Consider the following 25,766-nt stretch of genomic DNA (forward strand, 5'->3'; position numbering starts at 1 on the left):
GAGCTTCGATGCGTTCGTGACGGCCCAGCATGGATCCCTGCATCGCCGTGACCTGCGGACTCACGCGCTCACCAGGACTTTGAAACGACCCTGGGTGCGGCCGGTCGCCGAACCACGGGCTGAGCTTGTCGACGGCGACCCGGTCGCCGATGTCGAGCGTGTTCTCCATCGAACCTGACGGAATCACGAACACCTGCGTCAGGAAGGTCTTCAGCAACAGGGCCAGCACCAGTGCCACCAGAGTGATCAGTGGCAGCTCGAACAGGCGGGAACGTCTCCTCCGGCGCTCCGCACGCCGGGCGACCCTGCGCCGCTCGGCCCGCCCCCAGGTGGCACGATGGCGCATCCGCCGCCGCGAACCGCGAAAGCCTTGAGTTCTCATCGGCCCGAGCTTAGCGACTCTCTGCGGGGTAAAGCCGGTGGCCGTTCCCTCATTCAAATTCACTGACCCGATCGCAGCCCATCCGTCTGCGGCGAAGGCGAATTCACATCACTTGCCGATAAAGCTGCGCTAAGTATTCTCTAACAGATTTTCGGCAATGCTCGTCCGCATGTTCCCGAACCCGGAACGTTCCCGCCCTCCGGAGGAGTCCGTGCGATCTCGATCGTTTGCCCTGTCCGCTGCCCTGGCCGTGCTGTCGCTGGCCGCCGTCTCGTTGAGCGCCAATGCTGCGCTGACGCCGCAGACTGCGGCCGCCCGAACGGCACTGCCGGAGACCATGCCCCCGGCCGTGTCCCATTCCCAGCGGCAGGACACCCTCGCTGCCGGCCAGCCGATGGCGGTCTCCGTCAACCTCAAGCTGCGCAACACCGCGGCCCTCGACCGGTTCCTCGCAGCCGTCTCCACCCCGGGTGACCCGCTGTACGGGAAGTACCTGACGCCCGACCAGTTCGCGGCCGAATACGGCCCGACCCAGGGCGACGTGGACAAGGTCACCCGTTTCCTCGCATCCCAGGGCCTGACCGTCACCGGGGTGAGTGCCAACCGGCAGCTGGTCAACGTCGGCGGCACGGCCGACCGGATCGCCGCGGCCTTCGGGACCCACGAGAGCATGTACGTCGACGGCGAGCAGCACCGAACCTTCCACGCCAACGACACCCCCGCGTCGGTGCCGTCCGACCTGGCCGCCGTCGTCGCGGGGGTCGTCGGCCTCGACGACCACACCAGCCGCACCACCCGCATAGCCGTACCGGACGCCTCGACCCCGGCCGCCACCCCGGGCGGATTCGGCCCGGCCCAGTACGACGGCGCCTACAACCTGGACAAGCTCGGCACCAACGGAGCCGGCACCACGGTCGCCCTCTGGGAGTTCGACGGCTACCGGTCCTCCGACCTGACCACGTACGACCGCAGGTTCGGACTGTCCGGCCCGGCCGTGCGAACCGTCCCGGTGGACGGCGCGGACTTCGACGCCCACCCCGGCCAGGGTCAGGGCGAGGTCGAGCTGGACAGCGAGATCGTGCGCGGCGTCGCCCCCAACGCCCAGCAATTGATCTACGAGGCACCCAACAGCGACCAGGGCGAGGTCGACATGGCAGCCAGGATCGTCGCGGACAACAAGGCCTCGGTCATCTCGATCTCCTGGGGCTCCTGCGAGCCGGACACCACCGTCTCGATCATGACCGCGGTCAACAACTCCTTCAAGCAGGCCGCCGCCCAGGGCATCTCGATCTTCTCGGCCTCCGGCGACGACGGCTCGCGCGACTGCAGCCGCTCCGCCAGCGGCCCCGGCGTGCCCGTGGTCGACTTCCCGGCCTCCAGCCCGCACAACACCGGCGTCGGCGGCACCAACCTGAGGCTGAGTGGCAACACCTACTCCGCCGAGAGCGCCTGGATCACCTCGGGCGGCGGCACCTCCAAGGTCTTCGCCAAACCGTCCTTTCAGAACGGCACCGGCGTCAACGCCGCCCGGCGCACCGTACCGGACGTCTCCTCCGACGCCGATCCCGCCACCGGCTTCGCGATCTTCACTCAGGGTAAGGCCGGCCCCGGCTGGCAGATCGTCGGCGGTACCTCGGCGGCCGCTCCACTGTGGGCGGGCTTCACCGCACTGTACGACCAGAAGGCCAAGGCGGCAGGCCGGGCAGTGCTGGGCGAGGTGAACCCGAAGCTCTACGCGCTGGTGAACTCCGGCGGCGGCCAGTCGGCGTTCCACGACGTGACCACCGGCGGAAACCAGGACTTCCGTGCCAGGCCCGGCTACGACCAGGTCACCGGCTTGGGCACCCCGGTGGCCGACCAGCTGGCCGACCGGCTGCTCGCCGCCCACCGCTGAACGGGACGGCCCGAATGGAACAGCCCCGCCCGACCTTGAAGCCGCGTACGGCGAAGGCCGCTGACGAACGCACGAGGTTCCGGTGGCCCGGTGGCCCGGTGGCCCGGTGGCCCGGTGGCCCGGTGGCCCGGTGGCTCCCGATGGCCTCCCACTCGGCGTCGTCGAATCGGTGCTGAGCGGGCCCCGGCGGTACCGACTGAGCCTGGAATGAGCGCTCCCTTAGGGGAGTCGAAAGTTTCGCGCTGACGGTGTTTTCGACACGCCGACAGTCGTACGGTCTCTCTCACCAAGCCCGGTGCGGGCAGCACGGCACCGGGCCCACCTCACCCGTCCACGCCGCCCGCCGGGCGACCGGCACGCGGGCCCACGCCGACGGGCGTCGGGCCGGTGGCCATCATCTGCCGACGCGCATTCCCCACCACAATCCGCACCTTAAGGATCGTCCGTGAACGACATGGCCATCCCGGCTGTCACAGCCGCCCCTGAAGGAGGCGCCGAGCTGCGTCTCGTGGTCCGTCTCGACTGGCAACGCGTCGCCGAACTCGGACTTCTCGCGTCCGAGTTGGCCAGTGAGCTGAAGCGGCCGGTCACTCTCGACGAAGCGGTGAGCCACCAGCTGGCCTTCCGTACCCGCCAGGTGGCTCCGGTTCACGGCACCGCCGGAACCCTCGCCGGAACCACGCCGACGACGACGGTGATGCCACTGTCCGGCGCGGCGGCCGTCGAAGCCCCTGGCCAGGCCCCGGTCGCGGCGGGCAAGCAGGTCGGACCCGCGTCGCTGGAGAGCGGCCCGTCGGTCCGGCCCGCAGCCGTCGCGTCCGGTCAGTCTGCGGTACGGCAGGCAACCGCGCCGGCACAGGCCGACGACAAGAACGCTCATCCGCTGGTCACCGCAGGGTGACTGCCGAGGCCGGACAGGTACCGCCCTCCTGGTCGGGTTCGTCCGGCTCCGGAATGCCCACCGGTCGGCCGACCGAGCCGAGCGGTGGGCCGACGGCCATGCCGACGTCCGACCCGGCCTACCCGCACACCGGCATGCCGACCGCGGCAGGCAGTGCCCGGACGCCGTCTACAGCAGCCACTGGCAGAGCGCCACCCGCCGGGCGCGGAGGCGCGCCGGCATCCAGGCGGTGGGTCTCCCAGCGCTTTCCCCGGCGCCACACGGCTGATGTCGTCCGGCGCCGGGAAACCCACGCTCATGTGCACCGGGTTCGCGCCGACCGCCGGGCCACCATCACTATCGGACAAGGACAGAGCTTGAGGAATTCGACAAGGCCACGTCGCAAGTCCCCGCAGGACACCGTGATGCGGCTTCGCGCGGCCGCCGCCGGCACGGCGCCGGAGCTGCCGAGGACTCCGGCCCCGGTTCTGGCCGCCGCCGTCGTGGTGGTGCTCGCCGTGGTCGCCACGGTGTCGCAGGCCCTCCAGCTCCCCGCGACGGCGCACAACCGCAGCGGCACGGAGGCGGTGCACCGGTTCGTCGACTTCTTCTTCGGCGTGCTGACGCTGATGGCCCTCAGCGGCAGTGTCACGCTCGGACTCCTGGCAGCCGAGCGACGGCTGCTGACGCCGCGCCACAGGGTCGCGGTGCAGGCCCTCCACCGCGCCGTCTCCGTGGCGGCCGTGGTGACGCTGGTGATCCACATCGCCAACAAGGTCGCCGAGGGGCATGCCGCTCCTGCGGCGGCCGTGGTGCCGTTCGCTCCCGGCACCCGGTTCGTGGTCGGAGTCGGCACCATCGCCGCCGAACTACTCGTCCTCGCCGCCGTGACCGGCGCACTGCGCGGACGGTTCACCGCCAACCCCAGCCTCACCCGGCTGTGGCGGCCCACGCACTGGGTCGCCTACGCCTCGTGGCCGCTCGCCCTCGCGCACGGGCTGGAGGCCGGGCGACCGGCCAGGGGCTGGGTCGTGTGGTCGTACGGCGTCAACATGGCTGCGGTGGCACTCGTCCTGCTCATCAAGTTCCTGTACGGAGCCGGACGCAACACCACTGGCGTCAACGCCAACCGCCGCCTGATGGCCGTGGACCTGATCGGTTCCGGCGAGGAGGCGGGCTACCCTCCGATCGGCGACCAGTTGCCCGTCTTCGGCGAGTCCTCCGCACTGCTGGCGCTCGACGTGGAGATTCCGGACGCCCGGCCGGCGGCGACGCCGGAACCCGCCTCGGCTGCCCCCATGCCCGCCCCGGTGCCCATGGACCCAGCCGCCCTGCAGTGGGACACCGGTGAACTGAACGCCCTGCTCGACGTCGGCCGTCAGCAGTACCTGGCCGAGCAGGCGGCGTTCCAGCAGCAACAGCAACAGCAGCAACAACAGATGCAACAGCGGGACCAGTTCACGACGGATGCCTGGGACACCGGCGAACTCAACGCGATGCTGTACGGAGGGGATCAGCAGTACCCAGTGGAGCAGGCGGCGTTCCAGCAGCAGCAACAGCAGGCCGAGTACCCCCAGCAGTCGTATGTCCAGCAGTACCCGCCCCAGGCGTACGCCGGCAACCCCGGGTACCCGCAGGAACCCGACACCGGCCCGCAGTTCCCACCCGCGGAGGGGTCCTGGGCCGGTCCCGGCTACGGGTACCAGCCCACGTGGACACAGCCCTTCGGTTACGGCGTCGACTCCTGGCCGAACGGGTGACGGCCGGCACCGCGGACGTCCCGGAGGTCATCCGGATGGGACCGCCCCGGCTCACCGCCGGGCTCGACCAGTACATCCGGATGGGCTACGAAGCCCATCTCGCCGTGCACGGGCCACTGCCCCGGTACGGCGCGCCGGAGCTGGTCGACCTCGCCCAGCGGATCGGGCTGGCCGGGAAGGGCGGCGCCGCCTTCCCCTTCGCGCGCAAGCTCCAGGCTGTGATCGACTCCACGCGGCGCCGGCGTCTGCCCGCAGCCGTCGTGGTCAACGCCACCGAGGGCGAGCCGGGCAGCGCCAAGGACCGGATGCTGCTCGCCCGCGCCCCGCACCTCGTTCTGGACGGGGCGCTGCTGGTCGGCGAGGCGCTGCGAGCCGAGAGCGTTGCCGTCGGCGTGGACGAGGGCAGCCCGGGCGTCACCTCGATGCCCGCGGCGGTCGCGGAACGCCGCTCCCGGCTGCCGATCCGGGTCGTGCAGCAGCCGGGCCGCTTCGTCTCCGGCGAGTCCGGTGCGCTGATCCGCGGCATCAACGGGCTGGTCGCCCTCCCGCCGAGCCGCAAGGTCCGCTCCTCCGACGGCGGGCTCGGCGGTGTGGACGGGCTGCCGACGCTGCTCTCCAACGCCGAGACGTACGCCCAACTGGCCGTCGCCGCCCGGCTCGGAGCGGAGGCGTACCGCGCCGTCGGCCCCGACGCGGAGCCCGGAACGGTGCTGCTCACGGTCAACCGGCCGGGCGCCCGGCGGCCCGTGGTGGTGGAGGCTCCCGCCGGGACCCCGCTCGGCGCGGTGCTGGACGCCTGCGGGACCGGGCCGGGTCAAGGAGTGCTGGTCGGCGGCTACCACGGAATGTTCCTGGACGCGGCGTCGGCGGTGTCCGCTCCCTGCTCCCGGGCCGGGATGCGGCAGTCCGGTGGCACGTTCGGCGCCGGGATCGTCATCCCGCTGCCTGAGGACACCTGTCCGCTGGGCGAGGCGCACCGGATCGTCCGGTGGCTGGCCGCGGAGTCGGCAGGCCAGTGCGGCCCCTGCCGACGCGGACTGCCGGAGCTGGCAGGGGCCTTCGGCGCGATGGTGGCCGGCGGCGGCAGCCGGGCGGTGGAGGAGGTCCGTCGGCTCGCCGCCGCGGTGGTGGGACAGGGAGCCTGTTCCCACCCCGACGGTTCCGCCGGGTTCGTCCGGTCCGCGCTCAGCGCCTTCAGCGAGGACGTCCGTGCGCACACGGTGGGCGCCGGCTGCGGCCGGCGGGTGCGCGCAGTGCTGCCGACTGTTCCCTGGAGCCCGGACCGGGACGTCGGTGAGGTCGGCCGGGTGAACCTGAAGGTGGACTGGGCCCTGTGCGACGGACACGGACTGTGCGCGGACATCGCCCCGGAGCTGTTCACGCTCGACCGGCACGGCTTCCCGGTGGTCAGCGAGGGCCCCGTGCCGGTCTGGCTGACGCTGTCCGCCAAACGGGCGGTCAACCAGTGCCCGGCCCTGGCCCTTCGCTTCGCCGTGTCCGGCCGCTGAGACGGATGGCCAGGAGATCGAGGGGTCGGCCCGGTCGCCCTCCGGTGGGACCAGTACGAGCCGGCAGCCTGCTCACCCGGACGATCTGGCGGACAGCCCCGCAGTGATCGAGGCCGAGGCCCGGGGGCTTCGACCACATGATCCACGACGAGGCCGCGAACCCCGTGCGCCCTCGCGTGGAATCCATGAGTGGCCATCAGTTGTGATGCTCGCGCTCGTCCGGCGGGAACACGGGCATCCGGGCGGCGTCGATCAGCTCCTCGACCCGGGGCTTTCAAATCCTGTCGTCCCGACTGGAGTTCGCTCCATTGTCGCCGTTCAGGGCCTTGCTTCACGAGAGTGAAGCGGGGCCCTTGGTCGTTTTCAGGGCCTGCCTCTCACAACTTCTCACATCGGTGATGATCACGGGCAGCCGAGCAGCTCGCCGAGCTTCCCCGACCCTGTCCCTGAGGCTCCGCGGGTCGGGGTGCACGTAGACCCGCTTCGTGACGCTGAGGTCCGTGTGACCGGTCTATGCGGAGACCACGGTCTCCGGGACGCCGTTGTTGGCCATCCAGGAGAGCGTGGCGTGCCGGGCGCCGTAGAGGCGAACCTTGCGAACGCCGGCGGTCTCCATGAGCTTGTACGCCTCGCGCCGGAGCCTTTCCGTCTTGAGCGGGTTTCCCAGCTCGTCCACGAGAACATATCCGGTGTCGTCGTAGGCGGTTCCGGCCGCGAGTTTCTCCACCGCCGGGATGGCCCTGGAATTCTTCAAGGCCTTGCGGACGGGTCCGGCAGCGGCCAAGGACCAACCCCCTTCGAGTGCCTGGTGAAGCGCAACATGAGGCATTCCTTAGCGGAGTCGGAATTTCAGGCTGGAGAGCGCTCCACGCGCCGAATACCGTCTATGTTCGTTCTCGCCAGGTCGCGGACCAGGGCAACTCGTCAACCGATCTGGCCTCTTCGCGCGTACCCGGAATAAGGCTGGGCACCACTCCGTGCCGGCGCGCAGACACCTCAAACCACCGCGAAATACGGAGGCACCGACAGATGAACGTCATCCGTGCTGTTCCAGGACCCGTTGCCGGCGACGACGCACGGCACGTGATGCGCTCCACCCCGGGACCGTCCTCGCCCTGACCGGGCCGGACCGCGGCCGCCGGTGATGCCGTCCGCGATCAAGCCCGTCACCGTCCGTGACGCCGTCCCTCGTGCCGTCGCCGATCCAACCGTTGATCCCGCTGTGGTTCCGTCGGCGAGCCTGGCCCTGATCCCTTCCGGGGCCAGGCCGAGCGTTCGGAGCCGGACCGTCCCATCGTGGCAGCCGTCCCGTGCTGCCGCATCATCCCCTCGTCGGCCGCGCCGTCCGTGGACCGTTGCGCGTGGCTCATCACCGCACGGACCATCAGGGCCCACCCGGACCAGTTCCCGTGGGTTCCCCACGGCCCTGACCTCCGGGTGCAGAAGAGGAAGAGCCCCATGTCATCCATGAGGAAGAAGCGTAGATCGGGAACAGCCGCCTACGGCCTCCCCCGGGTGAGACGCCCTCCAAGGTCGTACGCCACCCTGCTGATCGTCGTCGCGACGATCCTCACCGCAGCGGCCCTGGTGTACCCGATGGTGAAGTCGACCGGTGCCTACAGCAGCGCCCCGGTGAGCGACGCCCAAGCAGCAACACAGACACCCACGGGGCCGCTCACCACCCTCGACCGTGACTTCGTCAAGCGGGTTCGGCTGGCCGGACTGTGGGAGATTCCCGCAGGCCGGATGGCCCTCGCGAAGGGCACCAGCCCCGCAGTCAAGATGGCCGGCCAACACCTGATCCAAGGTCACACCGACCTCGACAAGGCGGTGCTGACCGCCGCCCAGACCCTGGATCTGGAAGTGCCCACCGAGCCCTCGGCACAGCAGCAGGGCTGGCTCAAGCAGTTGGATGCCGCGCAGGGCGCGGACTTCGACGAGCAATTCGCGAACATCCTGCGCAGCGCCCACGGGCAGGTGTTCGCGGTCGTGGCCCAAGTGCGCGCCGGCACCCAGAACTCCACGGTCCGGGCTCTTGCGAACACGGCCAACGCCACCGTGCTCGACCACATGAACGTCCTGGAGGACACCCGACTCGTCAAATTCGACAAGCTCACCCCGCTACCGACCGGTTCGGCCGCTCCATCCCCGAGCCCCACGCCGGCGTCCGCCGGATCGACCCGCCAGACGACCGGATGAAGGCCGTCTGCGGCCTGTCCGGTAGGCCTGATCCCGTCTGAGGAGAGTGCAGAACATGAAGTCTCGTAAACGTGACACGTCGAGGAGAAGGGCCGGCGCCCTGCTGTTGGCGGCGATCCTGGGTACCGGCGCGGCCGGGACGGCCGGGGCGGTGGCCTTCGCCGGCGAGCGTCCATGGGGGAGTGCGCGGTCGGCGTCCCCGCAGCTCGGTACCGTCGCCTGCGCCGACGCCGGGGTGGCCCTGAACGAGGTGCCGGAAGCGTCCCAGGACGCGGTCGACAAGAACCTCGCCGAGCTCGACGTCCAGGTGGCGGACGCGTACGACCGGCTGTCCGCGCCCGCCCCGGGCGACACCGAGAACCGCGTCATGGGCGATCTCGCCAACAAGCGCGCGGACACCCTGAAGAAGCTGGCGGACGGCGCCGGTCCGGACTCCGGTCTGCCGCAGGACCTCTCGGGCATGGCGAAGTGCACGGTCAGGCACGACCTGGTGGCTCAGGACGCGGCCAAGGGGTTCAGTGCCGACGGCGTGGGCGGCGCCGTCGCCCAGACCAAGCCGGCCGCACAGGTGAAATCCTTCCCCAAGAAGGGGTTCGTCGACATCAAGACGGTGTCCCCGAACGTCCCGGCGCCCGTCAAGAAGGGGTCGGCCACCGGCTCCTTCACGTCCCAGTGCGGGCGCAACGAGAACCGCCACCTCAACCCCGACAACGTGATCGTCGCGCCCGGTGTGAGCAACGGCGCGCACCACATGCACGACTACGTGGGGAACGTGGCCACCGACGCGTTCGCCTCCAACAGCAAACTCGCCGCCTCGGGCACCACGTGCACCAACGGCGACGGGTCGGCGTACTACTGGCCCGTCCTGCGCGTCTTCGACGGCACCAACGAGAAGGACGCCAAGGCGCCCGGTGGTGGCAAGGACAAGAACGTCGGACGGATCCTGCAGCCGGCCGAGGCGAACATCACGTACACCTCCAGTGTCGGGAACCCCGTCCAGCCGATGAAGCGGTTCCTGCGCATCATCACCGGCGACGCCAAGGCCTTCACCAACGGGCCGGCGAACGCCCGTGCGTCGTGGAGCTGCACGGGCTTCGAGGACCGCCAGGTCGTCGACAAGTACCCGATCTGCCCGCAGGGGAGCAGGGTCGTCCGGACGCTGAAGTTCCCGGACTGCTGGGACGGCAAGAACATCGACAGCGCCAACCACCGGACCCACACGGCGTTCTCCGACAAGTCGGGCGCGTGCCCGAAGAAGTTCAAGGCGATCCCGCAACTGACGCAGCGCATCACCTACGACGTGCCGGCCGGGGTCCGGTTCGCCGTCGACAGCTTCCCCGAGCAGCTCCACAACCCGATCACCGATCACGGTGACTTCATCAACAACATGAACCAGGGTCTGCTGGACCAGATGGTCGGTTGCATCAACCAGGGGCGTCGCTGCGGGTGACCCACCCCGTCCCGGGCCGACCCGCGCATGACGGCCGGGGCCGCTGCGCGGTACATCGAGCCGCGGGGCCCGTGCCGCCGGCTCGGGGCCCACACTCCGGGCGCTGCCGCTCCTCCTCGCGCGTGGCCCGTGCGGCCCGGGGCGCTCGACGGGGCGGCGGGCCGATCGAGAGGTTCCGGAGGGCTATCGACCCTGAAACCCACGTCCCGGGTCCGCGGACCGGCGTTCGACGCCGGACCGGATCACCAGGGACGCGCACATCCACGGAAGGCCAGATTCCACCGATGGAAAGGCAAGGAACATGTTGACGAAGCGATACGGACTGGTGGGGCTCTGCGTCCTGCTGGTCGGTCTCCTGGTGATGGCCCTGATGGGCAGCATGAGCAGCAGCGCGAAGACGCCGTCCGGGTCGGACACCGGCCAACTGGTGGGCGCGCAGGACGCCGCGCCGGCCGGCAGCGGATCCTACGGCGCGTACGACTCCTACGGCGGTGCCAGCGCGTCGCCGTCCGCGGGCGGGGGTCAGGCCGGCGGAGCGCTGACCGTGCGCAACGACGCCAAGCTCGGCACGGTGGTCACCGACGGCCAGGGCTTCACCCTCTACCGGTTCGACAAGGACACCGCCAAGCCCCCGATGTCCAACTGCAACGACGGCTGCGCCAAGACCTGGCCGCCGGTCACCAAGGAGGGCACGACCGCGGGCAGCGGGATCGAAGCCGGCGCGATCGGCGAGGTCACGCGGGCCGACGGATCGAAGCAGCTGACGCTGGGTGGCTGGCCGGTCTACCGCTACGCGCAGGACACCGCGGCCGGCGACACCAAGGGCCAGGGTGTAGGCGGCGTCTGGTTCGCCGTGGCGCCCGACGGCAAGAAGGCGGCCGCCCCGGCCCCCGGTGCGTCGGCCTACCCGTCGGAGATGCCGACCGATGCGGCCCCGACGTCCCAGCCGGCGCAGCCCGCCCCGGGGGGAGCCCAGGTCTCGGTGGCCACCCAGCCGCAGCTCGGCCCGATCGTCGTGGACGCGCAAGGCATGACGCTGTACCAGTACGCCAAGGACCCGTCCTGGCCGATGCGTTCCCTCTGCGAGGGCCAGTGCGCGATGACCTGGAAGCCGGCGCCCGCCGTCGACCCGACCCAGGTCAAGGGCGTGAACCCGAAGCTGATCGGCAAGATGCAGCGCTCCGACGGCACCTGGCAGCTGTCCGTCAACTGCAAGCCCGTCTACACCTACACGGGCGACAAGGCCCCCGGTGACGCCAACGGGAACGGCAAGGACAACCTGTGGTCGGCGATCAACCCCACGGGGAAGCCGGTGACCGGTAAGTGACGGCCGGGGACTCCACCGTGGCGGCCGTCCGGCCGCAGCGGACCGTCCGTCGCGTGCTCCAGTGGCTCGCGCTGACCGTCCTGCTCGGCCTGGGCGTCGTCGAACTGCTCGGCGGGGCAGGAGGACTGCTCGCCTCGCCGCAGACGTCGGCCCACGCTGCCCGGGCCTCGGTGGAGGACCTGGCCCAGCGGATCGGCTGCACGGCCGACATCACCGCCGACACCACGGACCTCCGCCAGGGGCTGTGCACCCTCGGCGAAAACGAGGTCTGGATCGCCACCTTCCCGACCAACGGGGCCCAGACGGCCTGGACGTCGGAGGCCGAGGCGTACGGAGGGTCGTACCTGGTGGGTGACCGGTGGGTGGTCGTCGTGTCCGACACCACGGCGGACCTCCTGCACGCGAAGCTCGGCGGGGTCATCACCAGCGGCGCCGACCACACCGGGCACGCCGATCACGGCGATCACACCGGCCACGATCCGTCAGGGACCGGTTGACCCTGGCGAGCGTTTGATCGACCGGGCGGTGGCGACGCCACGGGACTCCCCGGCCCTGGGCCGCGGAGTCCCGTGGCGTCGCCACCGCCGTCGCAGTCCGGGCGTCCCGGGGGACGCCCGGCCCCCGCACAGGGCTCCGCAATTGCCTCACGCTGCTGACCTCGGGCGATGCGCTCGATCCCTGGCCGGGCGTGATCGGTCCCCGTGTTCGTGCGGACGATCTACCTGCGACTCGCTGTCGAACGAGGAGGAGCCGCGGACGCGCGGTCGGTGGGGCCGGTTCGCCCGGTGTGGTTCCGGTAGCCGGGCCGGGGCGGCGGGGTAAACGGGGGTGGCGGTCCTTGTCGCAGAGTTGTGACAGATCGGTACCGGATCTCTTACGGGTTCCTCATGACGTGCACGTAGGGTCCTTGTCCATGGCACAGGAGCGGGCGGGGGCGGGCATGCGGAAGTTCGGGCACGGGTTGCGGCTGATCGGGATCAGTGTGGTCGCGGGTGTGGTGGCGGCGGGGATCGCCCTGCCGGCGGTGGCGGCGGCCGGGCTGGGGGCCCAGTCGGCGGCGGACGACTTCCAGAGCCTGCCCGACGACTTCAAGACGCCGGCGCTGTCGCAGGCCTCGACGATCCTCGACGCCCAGGGCGGGACGATCGCCACCGTGTACGACCGTGACCGCACCGTGGTCCCGGCGGACCAGATATCCCCGCTGGTGAAGACCGCGCTGGTGGACATCGAGGACAACCGCTTCTACGAGCACGGCGCGATCGACCTCAAGGGCGTGCTGCGGGCCCTGGACAAGAACGCCTCCTCCGGCACCACCGCGCAGGGCGCGTCCACGCTGACCCAGCAGTACGTGAAGAACGTGTTCGTCGACGAGGCGGGCGACGACCCGCAGAAGGTCCAGGAGGCGCAGCGGCAGACCGTCGGCCGCAAGATCCAGGAGCTGAAGTACGCGATCAAGCTTGAGGAGACCCTGAGCAAGGACCAGATCCTCACCAACTACCTGAACATCACGTTCTTCGGGGAGAAGGCCTACGGCATCGAGTCGGCCGCGCGGCGCTACTTCGGCGTGCACGCCAAGGACCTCACCCTGCCGCAGGCCGCGATGCTGGCCGGTCTGGAGCAGTCGCCCACCAACTACGACCCGGTGGTCAACCCGACCGCGGCCAAGGACCGGCGGGACACGGTGCTCCGGAAGATGGCCGAGTACGGGCACATCACCAAGGAGCAGGCCCAGCAGGCGATCGCGACCCCGCTGGGGCTCAACGTCCAGGCGCCGCAACAGGGTTGCATCCTGGCCAAGCAGGGTGAGGGCTTCTTCTGCGACTACGTGCGCAAGGTGGTGCTCACCGATCCGGCGTTCGGGAAGTCGGCGGCCGAGCGGCAGGCGGTGTGGAAGCGCGGGGGGCTGCAGATCCACACCACGCTCGACCCCAAGGCGCAGGCGGCGCTGTACACCTCGGTCACCGGGCACGTGAACGCCGGGGACCAGGCGGCGACCGCGATGAGCATCGTCGAGCCGGGCACCGGCAAGATCCTCGCGATGGGCCAGAGCCGTCCGTACGGCGTCGACGACAAGCAGCACCAGACGCAGATCAACTACAACGCCACCAAGGCCATGGGCGGCGGGCTGGGCTTCCCGACCGGTTCGACGTTCAAGCCGATCGTCGCGGCGGCGGCCCTGGAGAGCGGCCTGACGCCGGCCCAGAGTTACACGACCGACTACAGCATCCCGTGGCCGGCGATGAAGGACTGCTCGGGCGCGAAGTTCCCGTCGTCCGGGCAGGTGCACAACGACAGCCCGACCCTCACCGGCCAGTTCAACATGAAGACGGCCATGGCGCAGTCGGTCAACACCTACTTCGCGAAGCTGGAGGCCGACACCGGGCTCTGCAACGTCGCGCAGATGACCAACAAGCTCGGCATCACCGAGCAGGCAGGCGGCGAGAAGCTCCAGGTGGTGCCGTCGATGACGCTCGGCAGCAACGACCTGACCCCGCTGGCGATGGCGGGCGTCTACGCGGCCTTCGCCGCCCACGGCACCTACTGCGCGCCGACCGCGCTCACCTCGGTGACCGGCCCCGACGGCAAGCAGCTGGCGGTGCCGCAGGCGAACTGCTCGTCCGTGATGTCCGCCGACACCGCGGACACCGTGACCGCGATGCTCAAGGGCGTCGTGGACGACGGCACCGGGAAGATGGCCGGCCTCACCGGCCGCGACAGCGCGGGCAAGACCGGCACCACCAACGAGAGCCGTCAGGTCTGGTTCGTCGGCTACACCCCGGAGATGGCCGGCGCCACCGTCGTCAGCGACACCGACAACCCGAAGCCGTTGGACGGCCAGAAGATCGGCGGCAAGGTGATCGACCAGGCCTTCGGCGGCACCCTGGCGGGCCCGATCTGGCGCGACGCGCTGGACGGCGCCCTGGACGGCACCCGGGCCGGCACCTTCCCTTCGGTCCAGCTGCCGTAACGGTCCGTCATTCCGGCGATGGCCGTCGACCCACGCGCCCCACGGGGTGGGTGGGTCGACGGCCTTCGCCGTGCCGTGGCGCCGTCGGGCGGGAAAGGGCGGGCGGTGTGTGGGCGGGCGGCAGTAGTCTGCTGGGCTGCGGAGTTGACTGGGTGTCCGGTGGGGGCAGGGACCGCGTGGGGGAAGTGGCGTGACGTACGGGGAGCAGGACCCTTTCTCGTGGCCGGGACAGGGGCCGGGGCAGGGAGCGGGATACGGACAGGGATACGGGCCGTGGCCGGGACAGGGGCCGGGGCCGGGGCCGGGGCCGGGACAGCGGCAGGGCCGGCCGCCGTGGCCGCAGCCGCCGTGGCAGCCGCAGGGCCGTGTTCCGTTGTGGCAGCGCTTCCGGGGCGAGGAGTGGCCCACCCTGCGGGAGGTGGTGGCGCCCGCTCGGCGGGCGCTCGGCGGGTGGGTGTGGCTGCCGCTGCTGTTCTGCCTGTGGCCGTTCCTGCTGTTGCTGGGGCTCTACCCGATGGCGCGGTCTGCGCGGCAGCTGGCGCGGCGGGTGTTCGTGGCGCCCGGGCCGCGGGGGATCAGCGATCCGGTGGTGCTGCGGGTGCAGCGGATCCGGGGGTGGCTGGCGCTCGCCGCGGGGTTCACGGTGCTGGCGGTGTACGGGTCGCCCGGGGACTGGAGCGAGGCCAACGACCAGTGGGAGCTGCGGCTGGTGATCACGCCGTGGCTGGTGCTGGTGACGGCGCCGGCGGTGGTGGGGGTGCTGTTCCGGCTGGCCGGGCCCGCCGCGCGGCCCGCGATGCGGGCCCAGGTGCGCCCGGCGGTGCTGATGGCGCTGCGGTACGTGGGCGCGTGCACGGCGGTGCCTGTGCTGCTCTTTCTCGCCCAGAAGGTGCAGGGGTCGGTCCAGGTGCTGTTCGTCGGCCAGCTGTTCGACATCCTGATGCTGGCGGTGCCGGTCTGGGCGCTGATGTTCGTGGCGTTCGCCTCGCCGACGGTCGTCCGGACGGCCTTCACGATGGACCGGGTGCACGCGGTGTTCCCGCCCGTGCTGACCGTGGTGCTGGTGTGGGAGCTGGCCCTGATCGGCCTGGCGATCGGCGGGCTGCCGCCCGGTCCGCCGGCCGTGCAGCTGTGTTCGATCGTCGGCGGCCCGGCGACGGTCACCGCGGTGGCCTGGTGGGAGGTGCACCGGCTGCGTACGCGCTTCGGGGTGTCCCTGCGCGGGAGGGCGGCGGGCGGGAGCGGCCGCTAGGCCCCGGGCCAGGGCCGCGGTGCCCCGCCCGGGCGGGGCACCGCGGCCGTCCGCTCGGCCGTCCGCTCGGCCGTCCGCTCGGCCGTCCGCTCGGCCGTCCGCTCGGCCGTCGGATCGGTTGTCAGCTCCGCCGGGCGCGCAGCACGCTGGTCAGCATCGGGAGGGTGAACTCGCCGTTGCCGGTCTCGGCGCGGCCGGCGAGGTAGGCGCGGGTCCGGGCCAGGGCGGCCTCCCGCTGCGGCTCCGGCATCACCAGCATGCCCGCCTTGGTGCCGAGGGTCGCGACGAGGGAGTCGGCGGTCCGGCGCTGGCCGTGCGGGAACTCCGCCTGTTCCGGCGAGTCGAACCGGGCGTCGCCGCCGGACTTGGGGAGGTGCATCCCGGCCGTCTCGGTGCGCCAGCTCGCGGGGACGTCGCGCGGGCCGATGGCTGCGGGCCCGGTGACCCGGGCGAGCCCGGCCACCCAGTCGACCCCGTCGTCGAAGACGTTCCACAGGCCCGCCAGCACTCCGCCCGGGGAGAGGACCCGGGCGATCTCGGGCCCCGCGACGTCCATGTCGAACCAGTGCATGGCGTTGCCGGAGACCACGGCGTCGACGGACCCGTCCGGCAGCGGTATCGACTCGGCGCTGCCCGGCAGGGCGCGTACGGCGGGCAGTTCGCGGCGCAGTTCGGCGAGCATGGCCGGGTCGGGTTCGACGGCGACGACGTCGATGCCCATCGCGAGCAGCGTGCCGGTGAGCTTGCCGGTCCCGGCGCCGAGGTCGAGCACCCGCGGGCCGGGGGCGGGTTCGAGTGCCCAGCGCACCGCGGCCTGCGCGTAGTCCGGGCGGTGCTCGGCGTAGGCGCCCGCGGCCGTGCCGAACGAGGAGCTGTGGAGCCGCCGTTCGTCCTGCTGCTGTTCGGTGCCGGTGCCGGTGCCGGTGCCGGTGCCGGTGCTGGTGCCGGTGCTGGTGCCGGTCTGCCGCATCGCAACTCCTCCGGGGTCGGGGTATCGGTTCGATGTATCGGTCCGATACATGGGAACGATAGGTACCCGTACGGTCCGGCGCAAGGGTCGATCATTCTGACGGCCATTCAGAACGGTTGTGCGGAAGGCGGAACGGCACCTCACCCCCCGATCGGGCGAGGCGCCGTTCCGGCGTCACGTCGGCTGCCCGGCAGGCGCTACAGCAGCGCCTCGGAGCCGTGGAGCTCCACGAAGCCGACCACGCGCCGCAGCTGGTCGAAGCTCGTCACGTTGTTGCCGATCAGCCGCACCGAGGCCGGCCGGCCCTGCCGCCAGTTGTGGGCGGCTCGGGAGAGCGCGCCCCACTGGTTCTCCATGTCGCGGTAGTCGACGCTCAGTTGGGTGTCGGACCAGGAGTTGATGTTTCCGTGGACCCGGTTGAAGATCGGCCCGAACCGCGCGGCCTCCGAGAAGACCGTGATGGCCATCAGCATGCCCCGGTCGATGCGGGTCTGGTCCCAGGTGCCGACGTTGTTCAGGTCCCACATCGCGTTGAAGACGGCCTGGGCGCCGAGGTGCAGGTTCTCGCGCGTGGTTCCACCGTTGAGGCTGAGGTAGCTGCCGTTGCGCGGCATGAGCCGCGCCGTCACGCCGATGTCGTTCTGGAACTGCTGCTGGCGGCCGTCCTGGAAGGCCCAGTGCAGGTTGGCGCCGGGCGAGTAGAAGCCCGCGACATAGAGGTTGTCGGCCCACAGGTAGACGGAGACGACGTGGTGGCCCTCGTTGTTGACCCGCACCTGGATCAGCCGGTTGGTGTTCCGGGTGGTCTGCTGGAGGGTGCCGTCGGCGTTGGTGGCATCGCCGTAGCTCTCGCGGTGGATCGCGTCGATCAGGTTCCAGTAACGGCGCGCGTGTTCGCCGCCGCCGGCCGTGATGTCGGTGATGTCCCAGTCGATGACGGGCCAGTTCACCAGCGCAGCCGCCCGGTTCCCGGCCGCGGGCCCCGCCTGGCTCACCGCGGCCGGGGCTTCGGCGGGGGCGGTCGCCGCGGACGCGGTGCCCGCCAGGGAGACGAGGAGTGCGGTGGCCGCCGAGATCGACAGCAGTACGGAGGAGGTCTTCTTGAGCACGGGTTCCTTCTCGGAGGACGAGTGATCGGAGGGGGCCGGCCACCGCGACCGGGCGCGGTCCCAGCGTTCCGATCCAGCATCCGGGCATTCCCGCTGCGCATTTGTCCTGTCGTGCATGCCCTTTGACCTGCGCGCGAACGCCGTCCGGGGACGAGGAGAGCGGTGCCCCACCCGGGTCGGGCAGGGCACCGCTCAGTGAGGGGTTCTCGGAGGAGTCCGAAGCCGGACTTGCCGGTGGCGACCGCGTGGGGAGGGCGAAGGCGGCGAGCGCATGCGCGGAAAGTCGGACCCGCCGACTTCTCACTCCTCGTCGGCGGTCCTGACGCTTCGTCCGGGCGCTACTCCGCGAGGTCCGGCGTGTCCGCGAGCCCCAGGCGCAGGTGCTCGATGTGGTAGACCGCCTGGTCGAGCAGCGCCGCCACGTGGTTGTCGTACAGCGCGTAGACGACCTGCCGGCCCTGGCGCTGCCCGACCACGAGACCCAGGTTGCGCAGCAGCCGCAGTTGGTGCGAGCAGGCGGACTGCTCCAGGCCGACCTCGGTGGCGAGTTCGGTGGCGGCGCACGGCCCTTCGCGGAGGCGGGAGAGGATCAGCAGGCGGGAAGGGGTGGCCAGGGCCTGGAGGGTGGTGGCCACCCGGGCAGCGCTGACGGCGTCCAGGCGCGTGTGCGGGACGGCGGTGGTGGCGGCTCCATGACCCATGCGGCCAATAGTACAACTTACGCATGAAGGAGCGTTCATATGTTCATGTATGGTGGACGAGTCCTTGGCCGACCCCGCCCCGAAGGTCCTCTCCGCCATGTCCTCCTCCACCCTGGCCGAGCGCCCGGCACCCCCGGCCGCACCGCGTCCGGACTCCGCGCCCCGGCGGCGCACCCGGGTGCTCTCGCTGCCGGAGGCCCGCTGGGCCGCCGCCGCGACGGCGCTCTTCCTGATCGCGCTGCCGCTCCAGCAGGCCGGCGCACCCGCCTGGGCCTGGGGCCCGCTGTACGCGCTCGCGTACGCCACCGGCGGCTGGGAGCCGGCGTGGGCGGGGCTGCGGGCGTTGCGCGAGAGGACCCTGGACGTCGACCTGCTGATGATCGTCGCGGCACTCGGCGCCGCCGCCGTCGGCCAGGTCATGGACGGCGCCCTGCTGATCGTCATCTTCGCCACGTCCGGGGCGCTGGAGGCGCTCGCCACCGCCCGTACCGCCGACTCGGTGCGCGGACTGCTCGACCTCGCCCCGGCCACCGCGACCCGGCTGCTGCCCGACGGCCGGGAGGAGACGGTGCCGGTGGAGGAGCTGGCGGTCGGGGACACCGTCCTGGTCCGTCCGGGGGAGCGGATCGGCGCCGACGGGCGGGTGCTGGACGGCGCGAGCGAGGTCGACCAGGCCACCATCACCGGTGAGCCGATGCCCGCGGCCAAGAGCGTCGGCGACGACGTCTTCGCCGGCACCCTCAACGGCACCGGCGCACTGCGCGTCACGGTGGACCGGGACGCCTCGGACTCCGTGATCGCCCGGATCGTCGCCATGGTCGAGGAGGCGTCCGCGACCAAGGCGCCGACCCAGCTGTTCATCGAGAAGGTCGAGCAGCGCTATTCCCTCGGCATGGTGATCGCGACCCTCGCCGTCTTCGCCGTGCCGCTCGCCCTCGGCGCGGCGCTCACGGGCTCGCTGCTGCGGGCGATGACCTTCATGATCGTCGCCTCGCCGTGCGCCGTGGTGCTGGCGACCATGCCGCCGCTGCTCTCCGCGATCGCCAACGCCGGACGGCACGGCGTGCTGGTGAAGTCCGCCGTGGTGATGGAACGCCTCGGGCAGACCGACGCCGTCGCCCTGGACAAGACCGGCACCCTGACCGAGGGCGCACCGAAGGTCAGTGCCATCCGTCCGCTCGCCGGATCGGGCCTCTCCGGGGACGAACTGCTCGCGCTGGCGGCCGCCGCCGAGCACGGCAGTGAGCACCCGCTCGCACGCGCCGTCGTGGACGCCGCCCGCACCCGTGGGCTCACCCCGGCGCCCGCCGGGGACTTCGCCTCCGTGCCCGGGGCGGGCGTCACCGCCACCGTGGAGGGCCGGGTGGTCGCGGTCGGCGCACCCGTGCGGCTGATCAACGGACGGACCGATGCCGCTTCGGCCGAAGCCGTCGAGGTCGCGGGCGCATGGGAGGAGGCCGGCCGCACCGCCGTCCTGGTCGAGGTGGAGGGGGTCCCGGTCGGAGTGCTCGGGCTCGCCGACCGGCTGCGCCCGGACGCCGCCGCCACCGTCACCGCGCTGACCCGGCTCACCGGCCGCGCGCCGGTGCTGCTCACCGGCGACAACCCGCGGGCGGCCGCCCGGGTCGCCGCCGAGGTGGGCATCACCGAGGTCCGGGCCGGGCTGCTGCCGCGGGAGAAGGTCGCCACCGTACGGGAGCAGGAGGCGGACGGGCGGAAGGTGCTGGTGGTCGGCGACGGTGTCAACGACGCGCCGGCGCTGGCGGCCGCGCACACCGGTGTCGCGATGGGCCGGGCCGGTTCGGACCTGGCGCTGGAGACCGCCGATGCCGTGGTCGTCCGCGACGAACTCGCCACCGTTCCCGCCGTGGTGGCGCTCTCCCGGCGGGCACGCGGCCTGGTGGTGCAGAACCTGGTGATCGCCTCGGTGTTCATCTCGGTGCTCGTGGTGTGGGACCTGGTCGCGACCCTGCCGCTGCCGCTCGGCGTGCTCGGCCACGAGGGCTCGACCGTCATCGTCGGCCTCAACGGCCTGCGGCTGCTGCGCGAGGCGGCGTGGTCCCGGGCCCGTGCGGAGGTCGGGGTTCCTGCGGGGGCCGGGGGCTGAGGGGCGTCCTGCCGCGCGCGCTCGGCGCCGGTCCGGCTGCCGTGCCTCGCCGGGAGGAGCCGCCTTCCCCCGGCGTGAGGTTACTCGCCCTTCTCCGGGGCGTCGTCGGCGGTGCCGGTGCCGGTGCCGGTGGCGGCGGATGCGGCGTCGGCGTCGGCGTCGGCGGCCTCCGGTGCGGGGGCCTCGGCCCGCGGGGTCTCCATCGCCGTCATCCGGGGGAGCAGGAACAGCACCGCGACCAGCAGGGCGAGCAGCAGGGTGCCGGCCAGCACGATCGGGGTCCGGATGCTGGTGGCGGAGGCGATCCAACCGCTCAGGGCGGCGCCGGTCATGATGCCGAGTCGGGTCAGCAGCATGTAGCAGCTGTTGACCCGGCCGAGCAGTTCCTTCGGGACGGCCTGCTGGCGCAGCGAGATCGCCTGGATGTTCCAGGTCACGATGCCGAAGCCGATCACGCCGTACAGCGCGGCGATCTCGAACACCGAGTTGCTCAGCGACATCAGGATCAGCGAGACGCCCATCAGCAGGAAGGCGAGGGCGATCCTGGTGCCCCGGTTGAGCAGGCTGCTGAGCCGGCCGGCCAGGGTGCTCGCGGCGGTGCCGCCGATCGCGCCGGCCGCGAGGACGATGCCGTACGAGGCGGCGGGGGCGTGCACGACCCGGGTGACCATCAGGACCATCATGGTGGTGCCCATGAAGCAGGTCATCGCGCCGAGGGCGGAGAGCACGGCGAGCATCCGCACCTCGCGGTGGCGGACCAGCCAGTTGACGCCCTCGCGGATCTCGGTGAGCACCGGGCGGCCGGCCTTGGCCCGGGCGGCGGTGGAGCGGCCGGTCGCGGCGACCAGGACGGCGGCGAGCGCGAAGGAGGCGCCGTCCACCGTGAAGGGGAAGCCGGCGGCCACGGCGAACAGCGCCGAGCCGAGCAGCGGGCCGATCAGGTTCCCGCCGACGAGCATGTTGGCCTGCATCCGGCCGTTGGCGGTGTCGAGCTGGTCCGGGCGGACCACCTCCGGGACGACCGAGGTGGCGGCGTTGGAGAAGACCGTCTCGCCGCAGCCGAGCAGGAAGGCCACCGCGGCGAGCGCGACCAGCGGCGGGTCGGCGACGAAGACCCAGGCGGCGAAGCCCAGGACGACGACGGCGCGCAGGGCGTCGATCGTCCACATCAGCCGCCGCCGGTCGGACCGGTCGGCGAGCACGCCGCCGTACAGGGACATCAGCAGGTAGGGCAGCGAGGTGGCGACGGAGACCACCGAGACCGCGCTGGGCGAGTCGGAGACCGCCACCGCCAGGAGGGGCAGGGCCGACTCCCGCATGCCGTCGCCGACGGAGGAGATCGCCGAGGCGGACCACAGCAGGGTGAACTTCCGGCCCAGTCGCGGACGGCTTTTGGGTGGCTTCTCTGCCAGGTCTGCTGCGGTCACCGACGCAGTATGTCATGTCCGCGGAGGACTGTTCGGGCGGATTCCGAACTGCCCGGGGTGTCCTGAACTGACCGTGTCGGCAGGGAAGTCGGGGACGTCCTGAGCTGTCCGGACTGTCCTGCGGGTTCGCGGACCCCGGGGTGCTTCCCCTCCGGCCGCGGCCCCGGGCTAGCCGAGACCGGAGACGCCCTTGACGAGCGTGGTCAGCCCGCCCGCCAGCGCCAGACCGAGCACCACCAGCCGGGCGCGGTCCTCCGCCACCCGCTCGGCGAGCAGCCGGCCGATCACCGCTCCGCCCGCGAGCGCGGCGGCCACCAGGCACCAGGCGGACGCGCCCAGCCCGGGCAGGCCCTTGGTGGCCAGCGAGACGGCGTTCACCACCACGCCGTAGAACTGCGCATTGGGTACGAACTGACGGGCTGTCCAGCCGGTGTTGACGGCGTACAGGGACACGGCAGGGCCGCCCACCCCGGCGGCCGAGTTCATGAACCCGCTGGTCGCGCCGGCGACCAGCGCCCCGCCGACGCCGCGCAGCGCGGACGCCCTGGCCCCGCGCAGGACCAGCAGCGAGGCCAGGCTGACCAGGACGCCGATGCCGATCAGCAGCGCGGGCTCCGGCACCTCCGCCGCGACCCACGCCCCGGCCGGGACGGTGCAGGTTGCCGCGAGGATCAGCGGGAGCATCGCCGTCAGCCGCACCTGCCGCCAACTGCCCAGCAGGCCGACGGCGCTGATGACGCCGGCGGCGAGGTTCGACAGCGTGACCCCGCCGCTCGGGCCGAGGAGGAGGACCAGGACGGGTGCGGCGACGAGGGCGAAGCCCATGCCGGTCAGCCGCTGGACGGACGCGCCCGCGAGCACGGTGCAGCCGAGGAGGAGGACGGTGATCCAGCCGTGGTCCATCGGGCTCCTCGGTCGGCGGGCGGTCCGTACCGATCATGCCGCACCGGCGAGTTGCGGCCGGTGCGGGGCAGGGCGGGGCCGGTGCGGGAGGCCGGCTCGGGAAGGCCGGCCCGGGGAGGGCGGTGGGGCCCGCGGCGTGGGGAGGCCGCAGGGCCCGGCCGGTCGTTCGCGGCGCCGGGTCGGCGCGGGTCGGCGCTTCCGTCGTCAGTGGGCAGGGGGTACGGCGTCGGCGGTGTCCGGGAGGGGGTAGGCGGCGGGGTCGACCGGACCCGGGAGGTCGGTTGCGGGGCGGGCGGGGGCGGTCGGGTCGGGCAGGGACGGTTGCGCGGGCGGGGCCGGGACCTGGCTGAACGGGATGCCGGGCGGCGCCTGGACCGGGCTGGTGCGGCCGGCGGGCACCGGTCCGCGGCCCTGGACCCCGCAGCCCGCCACCGCCTCCAGGTTCTCCGGGCTCTGTACGGCGGGCTGGTTGCCGCTGAAGCAGTTGGCCGGGTCGGCGGAGGCCAGGGCGAGGTCGGTGCCGTTGCCGGTGGCGCGGTTGCCCTCGACGCGGTTGCCGCTCGCCGGGTGGCCGGGCGGGTCGGTGATGACGATGCCGACAGCGCGGTTGCCCCGGACGAGGTTGCGCTGCACCTGGTTCGCCGTGCCACCGCCGATGCCGATGCCGATGCCGAAGCCGCCGTCGGCCTGTTCGGGGGTGTCGGCGGCGTTGTTGTCGGTGACGACGTTGCCCGCGATCACCGCGCCGTGCTGCGGGGCGAGGGCCTCCAGGTCGTTGGAGTTGACGGTGACGCCGACCCGGTTGCCGCTGACCTTGTTGCCGAGGATGGTCAACCCGTCGGAGGCGTTGGTGAGTTCGATGCCGACGGCGTTGCGCTCGACGGTGTTGCCGCGCACCAGGGTGTCGCAGGGCTTGCACTGCCCGACGTAGATGCCGGAGTCGGCCTGCCCGGAGGCGTACGAGTCCTCGATGACGCCGCCGCGCGCGTCGAAGGCGTAGATGCCGTACAGGCCGTTGTCGTAGGCGGTGACGCGGGTCGCCCGGAAGCCCTGGACGGCGGGGAAGCGGGCGGTGTCCAGGGGGTCGTAGGCGGAGCCGCCGGCGCCGCGCTGCTGCAGCTTCTCGTCGGTGACGCCGGTGAACAGGACGCCGTTGGCGAGGTAGCCGTGGACGGTGAGGTTCTCGACCACCGAGCCCGGCCCGGTGACGGTGACGCCGTTGGCGAGGCGCACGCCGCCGTCGAGCACCACCGTGTTGCGGTCGGTGCCGCGCAGCACGATCCGGGGTTTGGTGATCCGGACGCTCTCGCGGTAGGTGCCCGGGTCGACCAGGACGGTGTCGCCCTCGCGGGCCACGTCCACGGCCTGCTGGACGGTCGGGAAGTGCTGTGGGACCCGAACGACCGTTCCTTCCGGGTGTTTTGCATCGGACGAGGTCGAACCTTCGGACGAGCAGCCGGAGGTGACGAGCGCGGCGGCACTGAGCAGGGCGGGGAGGAGGGTCCGGACCGCCTTTCCGGGGCGCCGGGTTGTGGCGGAGCGGAATTGACGTGTGGTCAAAAGTTGCATGAGGCGTGTTCTATCGTCTCCAATGTCGCCCATGCATGCCGAAACCGGAAAGGCGCAGGACCGGCCACGAACTGTCGGCCCCGGTGTGGACCGAAGGGCCCTGCTGGCGGGCGGCGCGGCGCTGGCCGCCGGGGTCGGTGCGGGGGTCGGCGCCGGCATCACGGCGTTCACCCGCGGGGGCGACGGCGGACGGGCTGCGGCGCCGCCGCCCGAGCCGACGGTTCCCTTCCACGGCGAGCGGCAGGCCGGAGTGACGGCCCCGCAGCAGCCGGCCACCCAGCTGCTGGCGTTCGACCTGCCGCCCGCCGCCACCTCGGACGGCCGTACCGCCCTGCGGGGCCTGCTCGGGGAGCTGACCCGGGTGCTGGCCGAAGCGGTCGGCGGCACGTCGGCGGACGCGCGCCTGCAGGGCGGCGAACCGGCCCGGCTCAGCAGCCTGGTGGGGGTCGGGCCGGGGCTCGCCTCCCGGCTGGGGCTGGACGTTCCGGCGCCGGTGCTGGCGGAGCTGCCCGCCTTCCCGGGGGACCGGCTCGACCCGGCGCGCGGCGGCGGCGACCTGCTCGTCCAGCTGTGCGCCGCGGACCGGTGGCCGCTGTCCGTCGTCGCCGAGCAGGTCGGCGCGGCGGCCGGGGCGGCGGGCGCGTCGGTGCGGTGGACGCAGTCCGGTTTCCTGCCCCGCACGGCCGCGGGGACGACGCCGAGGAACCTGTTCGGCTTCAAGGACGGCACCGCGAACCCGGACGAGGAGGCCGCCCGGCAGTGGGTCTGGGGCCCGCCCGGCCCGCACCGGCACGGGACCGTCCTGGTCTACCGGCGGATCCGGATGGACACCGCGGCCTTCGGCGCCCTCCCCGCGGACCGCCGGGACCTGGCGATGGGCCGTCGGGAGGGCGACGGCGCGCCGCTCACCGGCTCGGCGGAGCACGACGAGCCGGACATCTACGCGAAGAACCCCGACGGCTCGTACCTCATCCCGGCCACCGCCCACGTCCGGCTCTCCAGCCCCCGGCTGGACGGCGGCGCCCGGATGCTGCGGCGCGGTTACAGCTACGACGACGGGCCGGGCGACCGGGGCCTGCTGTTCTGTGCCTTCGTGCGGGACCCGGCGCAGTTCACCCGGGTGCAGAACCGGCTGGCCGCGCGGGACGCGCTCAACCCGTTCCTGGAGCACACGGCGTCGGCGGTGGTGTACGTGCTGCCGGGGGCGGAGGAGGGCGGGGCGCTGGGGGCGGGACTGTTCGGCTGAACGCCCGCGGGCCGTAGCGCCGTACCGGGCCGTACCCGCCGTTCGCGGGCCGTACCCGCCGTTCGCGGGCGTGGTGCCTGGCGCGGGCGTGGTGCCGCGCGCGGGCCGCACCGC

20 protein-coding genes are annotated in these 25,766 nt (G+C 72.2%); 12 read left to right on the forward strand and 8 right to left on the reverse strand.

Features of this window, described 5'->3' with window-relative positions:
• Window positions 1-382, reverse strand: a 382-nt coding sequence (locus ACZ7KX_RS39995) for a S26 family signal peptidase (protein WP_470330855.1), incomplete at its 3' end; no start/stop codon positions are given.
• 211 nt (window positions 383-593) lie between these two features.
• Between ACZ7KX_RS39995 and ACZ7KX_RS40000 the strand changes: the two genes are divergently transcribed.
• From ACZ7KX_RS40000 to ACZ7KX_RS40015, 4 genes are all read left to right on the forward strand, one after another.
• Entirely contained in the window at window positions 594-2,276 is a 1,683-nt protein-coding gene (locus ACZ7KX_RS40000; protein ID WP_470330856.1) for a S53 family peptidase, read from the forward strand.
• A gap of 445 nt (window positions 2,277-2,721) precedes the next feature.
• Entirely contained in the window at window positions 2,722-3,177 is a 456-nt protein-coding gene (locus ACZ7KX_RS40005; protein ID WP_470330857.1) for a hypothetical protein, read from the forward strand.
• A 404-nt stretch (window positions 3,178-3,581) separates the two neighbouring features.
• Window positions 3,582-4,916, forward strand: coding sequence for a hypothetical protein (locus ACZ7KX_RS40010; protein WP_470330858.1), 1,335 nt, complete (start codon window positions 3,582-3,584; stop codon window positions 4,914-4,916).
• Window positions 4,913-6,424 (forward strand): NADH-ubiquinone oxidoreductase-F iron-sulfur binding region domain-containing protein, encoded by a 1,512-nt coding sequence (locus ACZ7KX_RS40015; RefSeq protein ID WP_470330859.1) that lies wholly within the window; start codon window positions 4,913-4,915, stop codon window positions 6,422-6,424. The genes ACZ7KX_RS40010 and ACZ7KX_RS40015 overlap by 4 nt, the downstream gene beginning before the upstream one ends.
• A gap of 511 nt (window positions 6,425-6,935) precedes the next feature.
• Here ACZ7KX_RS40015 and ACZ7KX_RS40020 read toward each other — a convergent pair.
• On the reverse strand, window positions 6,936-7,178 hold the full coding sequence (locus tag ACZ7KX_RS40020; RefSeq protein WP_470330860.1) for a site-specific integrase: 243 nt from the start codon (window positions 7,176-7,178) through the stop codon (window positions 6,936-6,938).
• Window positions 7,179-7,891: 713 nt separating this feature from the next.
• On the opposite strand from ACZ7KX_RS40020, the gene ACZ7KX_RS40025 reads away from it, so the two are divergent.
• From ACZ7KX_RS40025 to ACZ7KX_RS40050, 6 genes are all read left to right on the forward strand, one after another.
• Window positions 7,892-8,623 (forward strand): DUF4142 domain-containing protein, encoded by a 732-nt coding sequence (locus tag ACZ7KX_RS40025; protein ID WP_470330861.1) that lies wholly within the window; start codon window positions 7,892-7,894, stop codon window positions 8,621-8,623.
• 55 nt (window positions 8,624-8,678) lie between these two features.
• Window positions 8,679-10,073 (forward strand): DUF1996 domain-containing protein, encoded by a 1,395-nt coding sequence (locus ACZ7KX_RS40030; RefSeq protein WP_470330862.1) that lies wholly within the window; start codon window positions 8,679-8,681, stop codon window positions 10,071-10,073.
• 301 nt (window positions 10,074-10,374) lie between these two features.
• Window positions 10,375-11,400 carry an SCO0930 family lipoprotein gene (locus ACZ7KX_RS40035; RefSeq protein ID WP_470330863.1) on the forward strand — a complete coding sequence of 342 codons (1,026 nt, stop codon included), beginning with the start codon at window positions 10,375-10,377 and terminating at the stop codon, window positions 11,398-11,400.
• A 53-nt stretch (window positions 11,401-11,453) separates the two neighbouring features.
• The gene (locus tag ACZ7KX_RS40040) at window positions 11,454-11,897 is read left to right on the forward strand and encodes a hypothetical protein (RefSeq protein ID WP_470330864.1); all 444 of its coding nucleotides are present in this window, start codon (window positions 11,454-11,456) and stop codon (window positions 11,895-11,897) included.
• A 416-nt stretch (window positions 11,898-12,313) separates the two neighbouring features.
• The gene (locus ACZ7KX_RS40045; protein ID WP_470330865.1) at window positions 12,314-14,368 is read left to right on the forward strand and encodes a transglycosylase domain-containing protein; all 2,055 of its coding nucleotides are present in this window, start codon (window positions 12,314-12,316) and stop codon (window positions 14,366-14,368) included.
• Window positions 14,369-14,741: 373 nt separating this feature from the next.
• Complete coding sequence (locus ACZ7KX_RS40050; protein WP_470330866.1) at window positions 14,742-15,620, forward strand: hypothetical protein; 879 nt, start codon at window positions 14,742-14,744, stop codon at window positions 15,618-15,620.
• A gap of 121 nt (window positions 15,621-15,741) precedes the next feature.
• On the opposite strand, the gene ACZ7KX_RS40055 is transcribed toward ACZ7KX_RS40050, so the two are convergent.
• The 3 genes from ACZ7KX_RS40055 to ACZ7KX_RS40065 form a co-directional block, all read right to left on the reverse strand.
• On the reverse strand, window positions 15,742-16,590 hold the full coding sequence (locus ACZ7KX_RS40055) for a class I SAM-dependent methyltransferase (RefSeq protein WP_470330867.1): 849 nt from the start codon (window positions 16,588-16,590) through the stop codon (window positions 15,742-15,744).
• 197 nt (window positions 16,591-16,787) lie between these two features.
• On the reverse strand, window positions 16,788-17,699 hold the full coding sequence (locus ACZ7KX_RS40060) for a ribosome-inactivating family protein (RefSeq protein ID WP_470330868.1): 912 nt from the start codon (window positions 17,697-17,699) through the stop codon (window positions 16,788-16,790).
• 338 nt (window positions 17,700-18,037) lie between these two features.
• Window positions 18,038-18,400 carry an ArsR/SmtB family transcription factor gene (locus tag ACZ7KX_RS40065; RefSeq protein ID WP_470330869.1) on the reverse strand — a complete coding sequence of 121 codons (363 nt, stop codon included), beginning with the start codon at window positions 18,398-18,400 and terminating at the stop codon, window positions 18,038-18,040.
• Window positions 18,401-18,497: 97 nt separating this feature from the next.
• Here ACZ7KX_RS40065 and ACZ7KX_RS40070 point away from each other — a divergent pair, with 97 nt between their 5' ends.
• On the forward strand, window positions 18,498-20,507 hold the full coding sequence (locus ACZ7KX_RS40070; protein ID WP_470330895.1) for a heavy metal translocating P-type ATPase: 2,010 nt from the start codon (window positions 18,498-18,500) through the stop codon (window positions 20,505-20,507).
• Window positions 20,508-20,587: 80 nt separating this feature from the next.
• On the opposite strand, the gene ACZ7KX_RS40075 is transcribed toward ACZ7KX_RS40070, so the two are convergent.
• The 3 genes from ACZ7KX_RS40075 to ACZ7KX_RS40085 form a co-directional block, all read right to left on the reverse strand.
• Entirely contained in the window at window positions 20,588-21,934 is a 1,347-nt protein-coding gene (locus ACZ7KX_RS40075) for an MFS transporter (RefSeq protein ID WP_470330870.1), read from the reverse strand.
• Between the two features lie 168 nt (window positions 21,935-22,102).
• Window positions 22,103-22,837 carry a sulfite exporter TauE/SafE family protein gene (locus ACZ7KX_RS40080; protein WP_350521168.1) on the reverse strand — a complete coding sequence of 245 codons (735 nt, stop codon included), beginning with the start codon at window positions 22,835-22,837 and terminating at the stop codon, window positions 22,103-22,105.
• Window positions 22,838-23,041: 204 nt separating this feature from the next.
• On the reverse strand, window positions 23,042-24,199 hold the full coding sequence (locus tag ACZ7KX_RS40085; protein WP_470330871.1) for a right-handed parallel beta-helix repeat-containing protein: 1,158 nt from the start codon (window positions 24,197-24,199) through the stop codon (window positions 23,042-23,044).
• Between the two features lie 238 nt (window positions 24,200-24,437).
• Here ACZ7KX_RS40085 and ACZ7KX_RS40090 point away from each other — a divergent pair, with 238 nt between their 5' ends.
• A complete protein-coding gene (locus tag ACZ7KX_RS40090; protein ID WP_470330872.1) occupies window positions 24,438-25,652 on the forward strand; it encodes a Dyp-type peroxidase in 1,215 nt (404 codons plus the stop codon).
• Window positions 25,653-25,766 lie beyond the last annotated feature (114 nt).

The sequence above is a fragment of the Kitasatospora sp. NPDC038210 genome, from assembly GCF_055600605.1.

Coding starts and splice junctions, on each gene's coding strand:
- ACZ7KX_RS40010 (WP_470330858.1), top strand. CDS start 3,582: ATGCGGCTTCGCGCGGCCGCCGCCGGCACGGCGCCGGAGCTGCCGAGG.
- ACZ7KX_RS40025 (WP_470330861.1), top strand. CDS start 7,892: ATGAGGAAGAAGCGTAGATCGGGAACAGCCGCCTACGGCCTCCCCCGG.
- ACZ7KX_RS40030 (WP_470330862.1), top strand. CDS start 8,679: ATGAAGTCTCGTAAACGTGACACGTCGAGGAGAAGGGCCGGCGCCCTG.
- ACZ7KX_RS40035 (WP_470330863.1), top strand. CDS start 10,375: ATGTTGACGAAGCGATACGGACTGGTGGGGCTCTGCGTCCTGCTGGTC.
- ACZ7KX_RS40045 (WP_470330865.1), top strand. CDS start 12,314: ATGGCACAGGAGCGGGCGGGGGCGGGCATGCGGAAGTTCGGGCACGGG.
- ACZ7KX_RS40055 (WP_470330867.1), bottom strand. CDS start 16,590: ATGCGGCAGACCGGCACCAGCACCGGCACCAGCACCGGCACCGGCACC.
- ACZ7KX_RS40065 (WP_470330869.1), bottom strand. CDS start 18,400: ATGGGTCATGGAGCCGCCACCACCGCCGTCCCGCACACGCGCCTGGAC.
- ACZ7KX_RS40070 (WP_470330895.1), top strand. CDS start 18,498: ATGTCCTCCTCCACCCTGGCCGAGCGCCCGGCACCCCCGGCCGCACCG.
- ACZ7KX_RS40080 (WP_350521168.1), bottom strand. CDS start 22,837: ATGGACCACGGCTGGATCACCGTCCTCCTCCTCGGCTGCACCGTGCTC.
- ACZ7KX_RS40090 (WP_470330872.1), top strand. CDS start 24,438: ATGCATGCCGAAACCGGAAAGGCGCAGGACCGGCCACGAACTGTCGGC.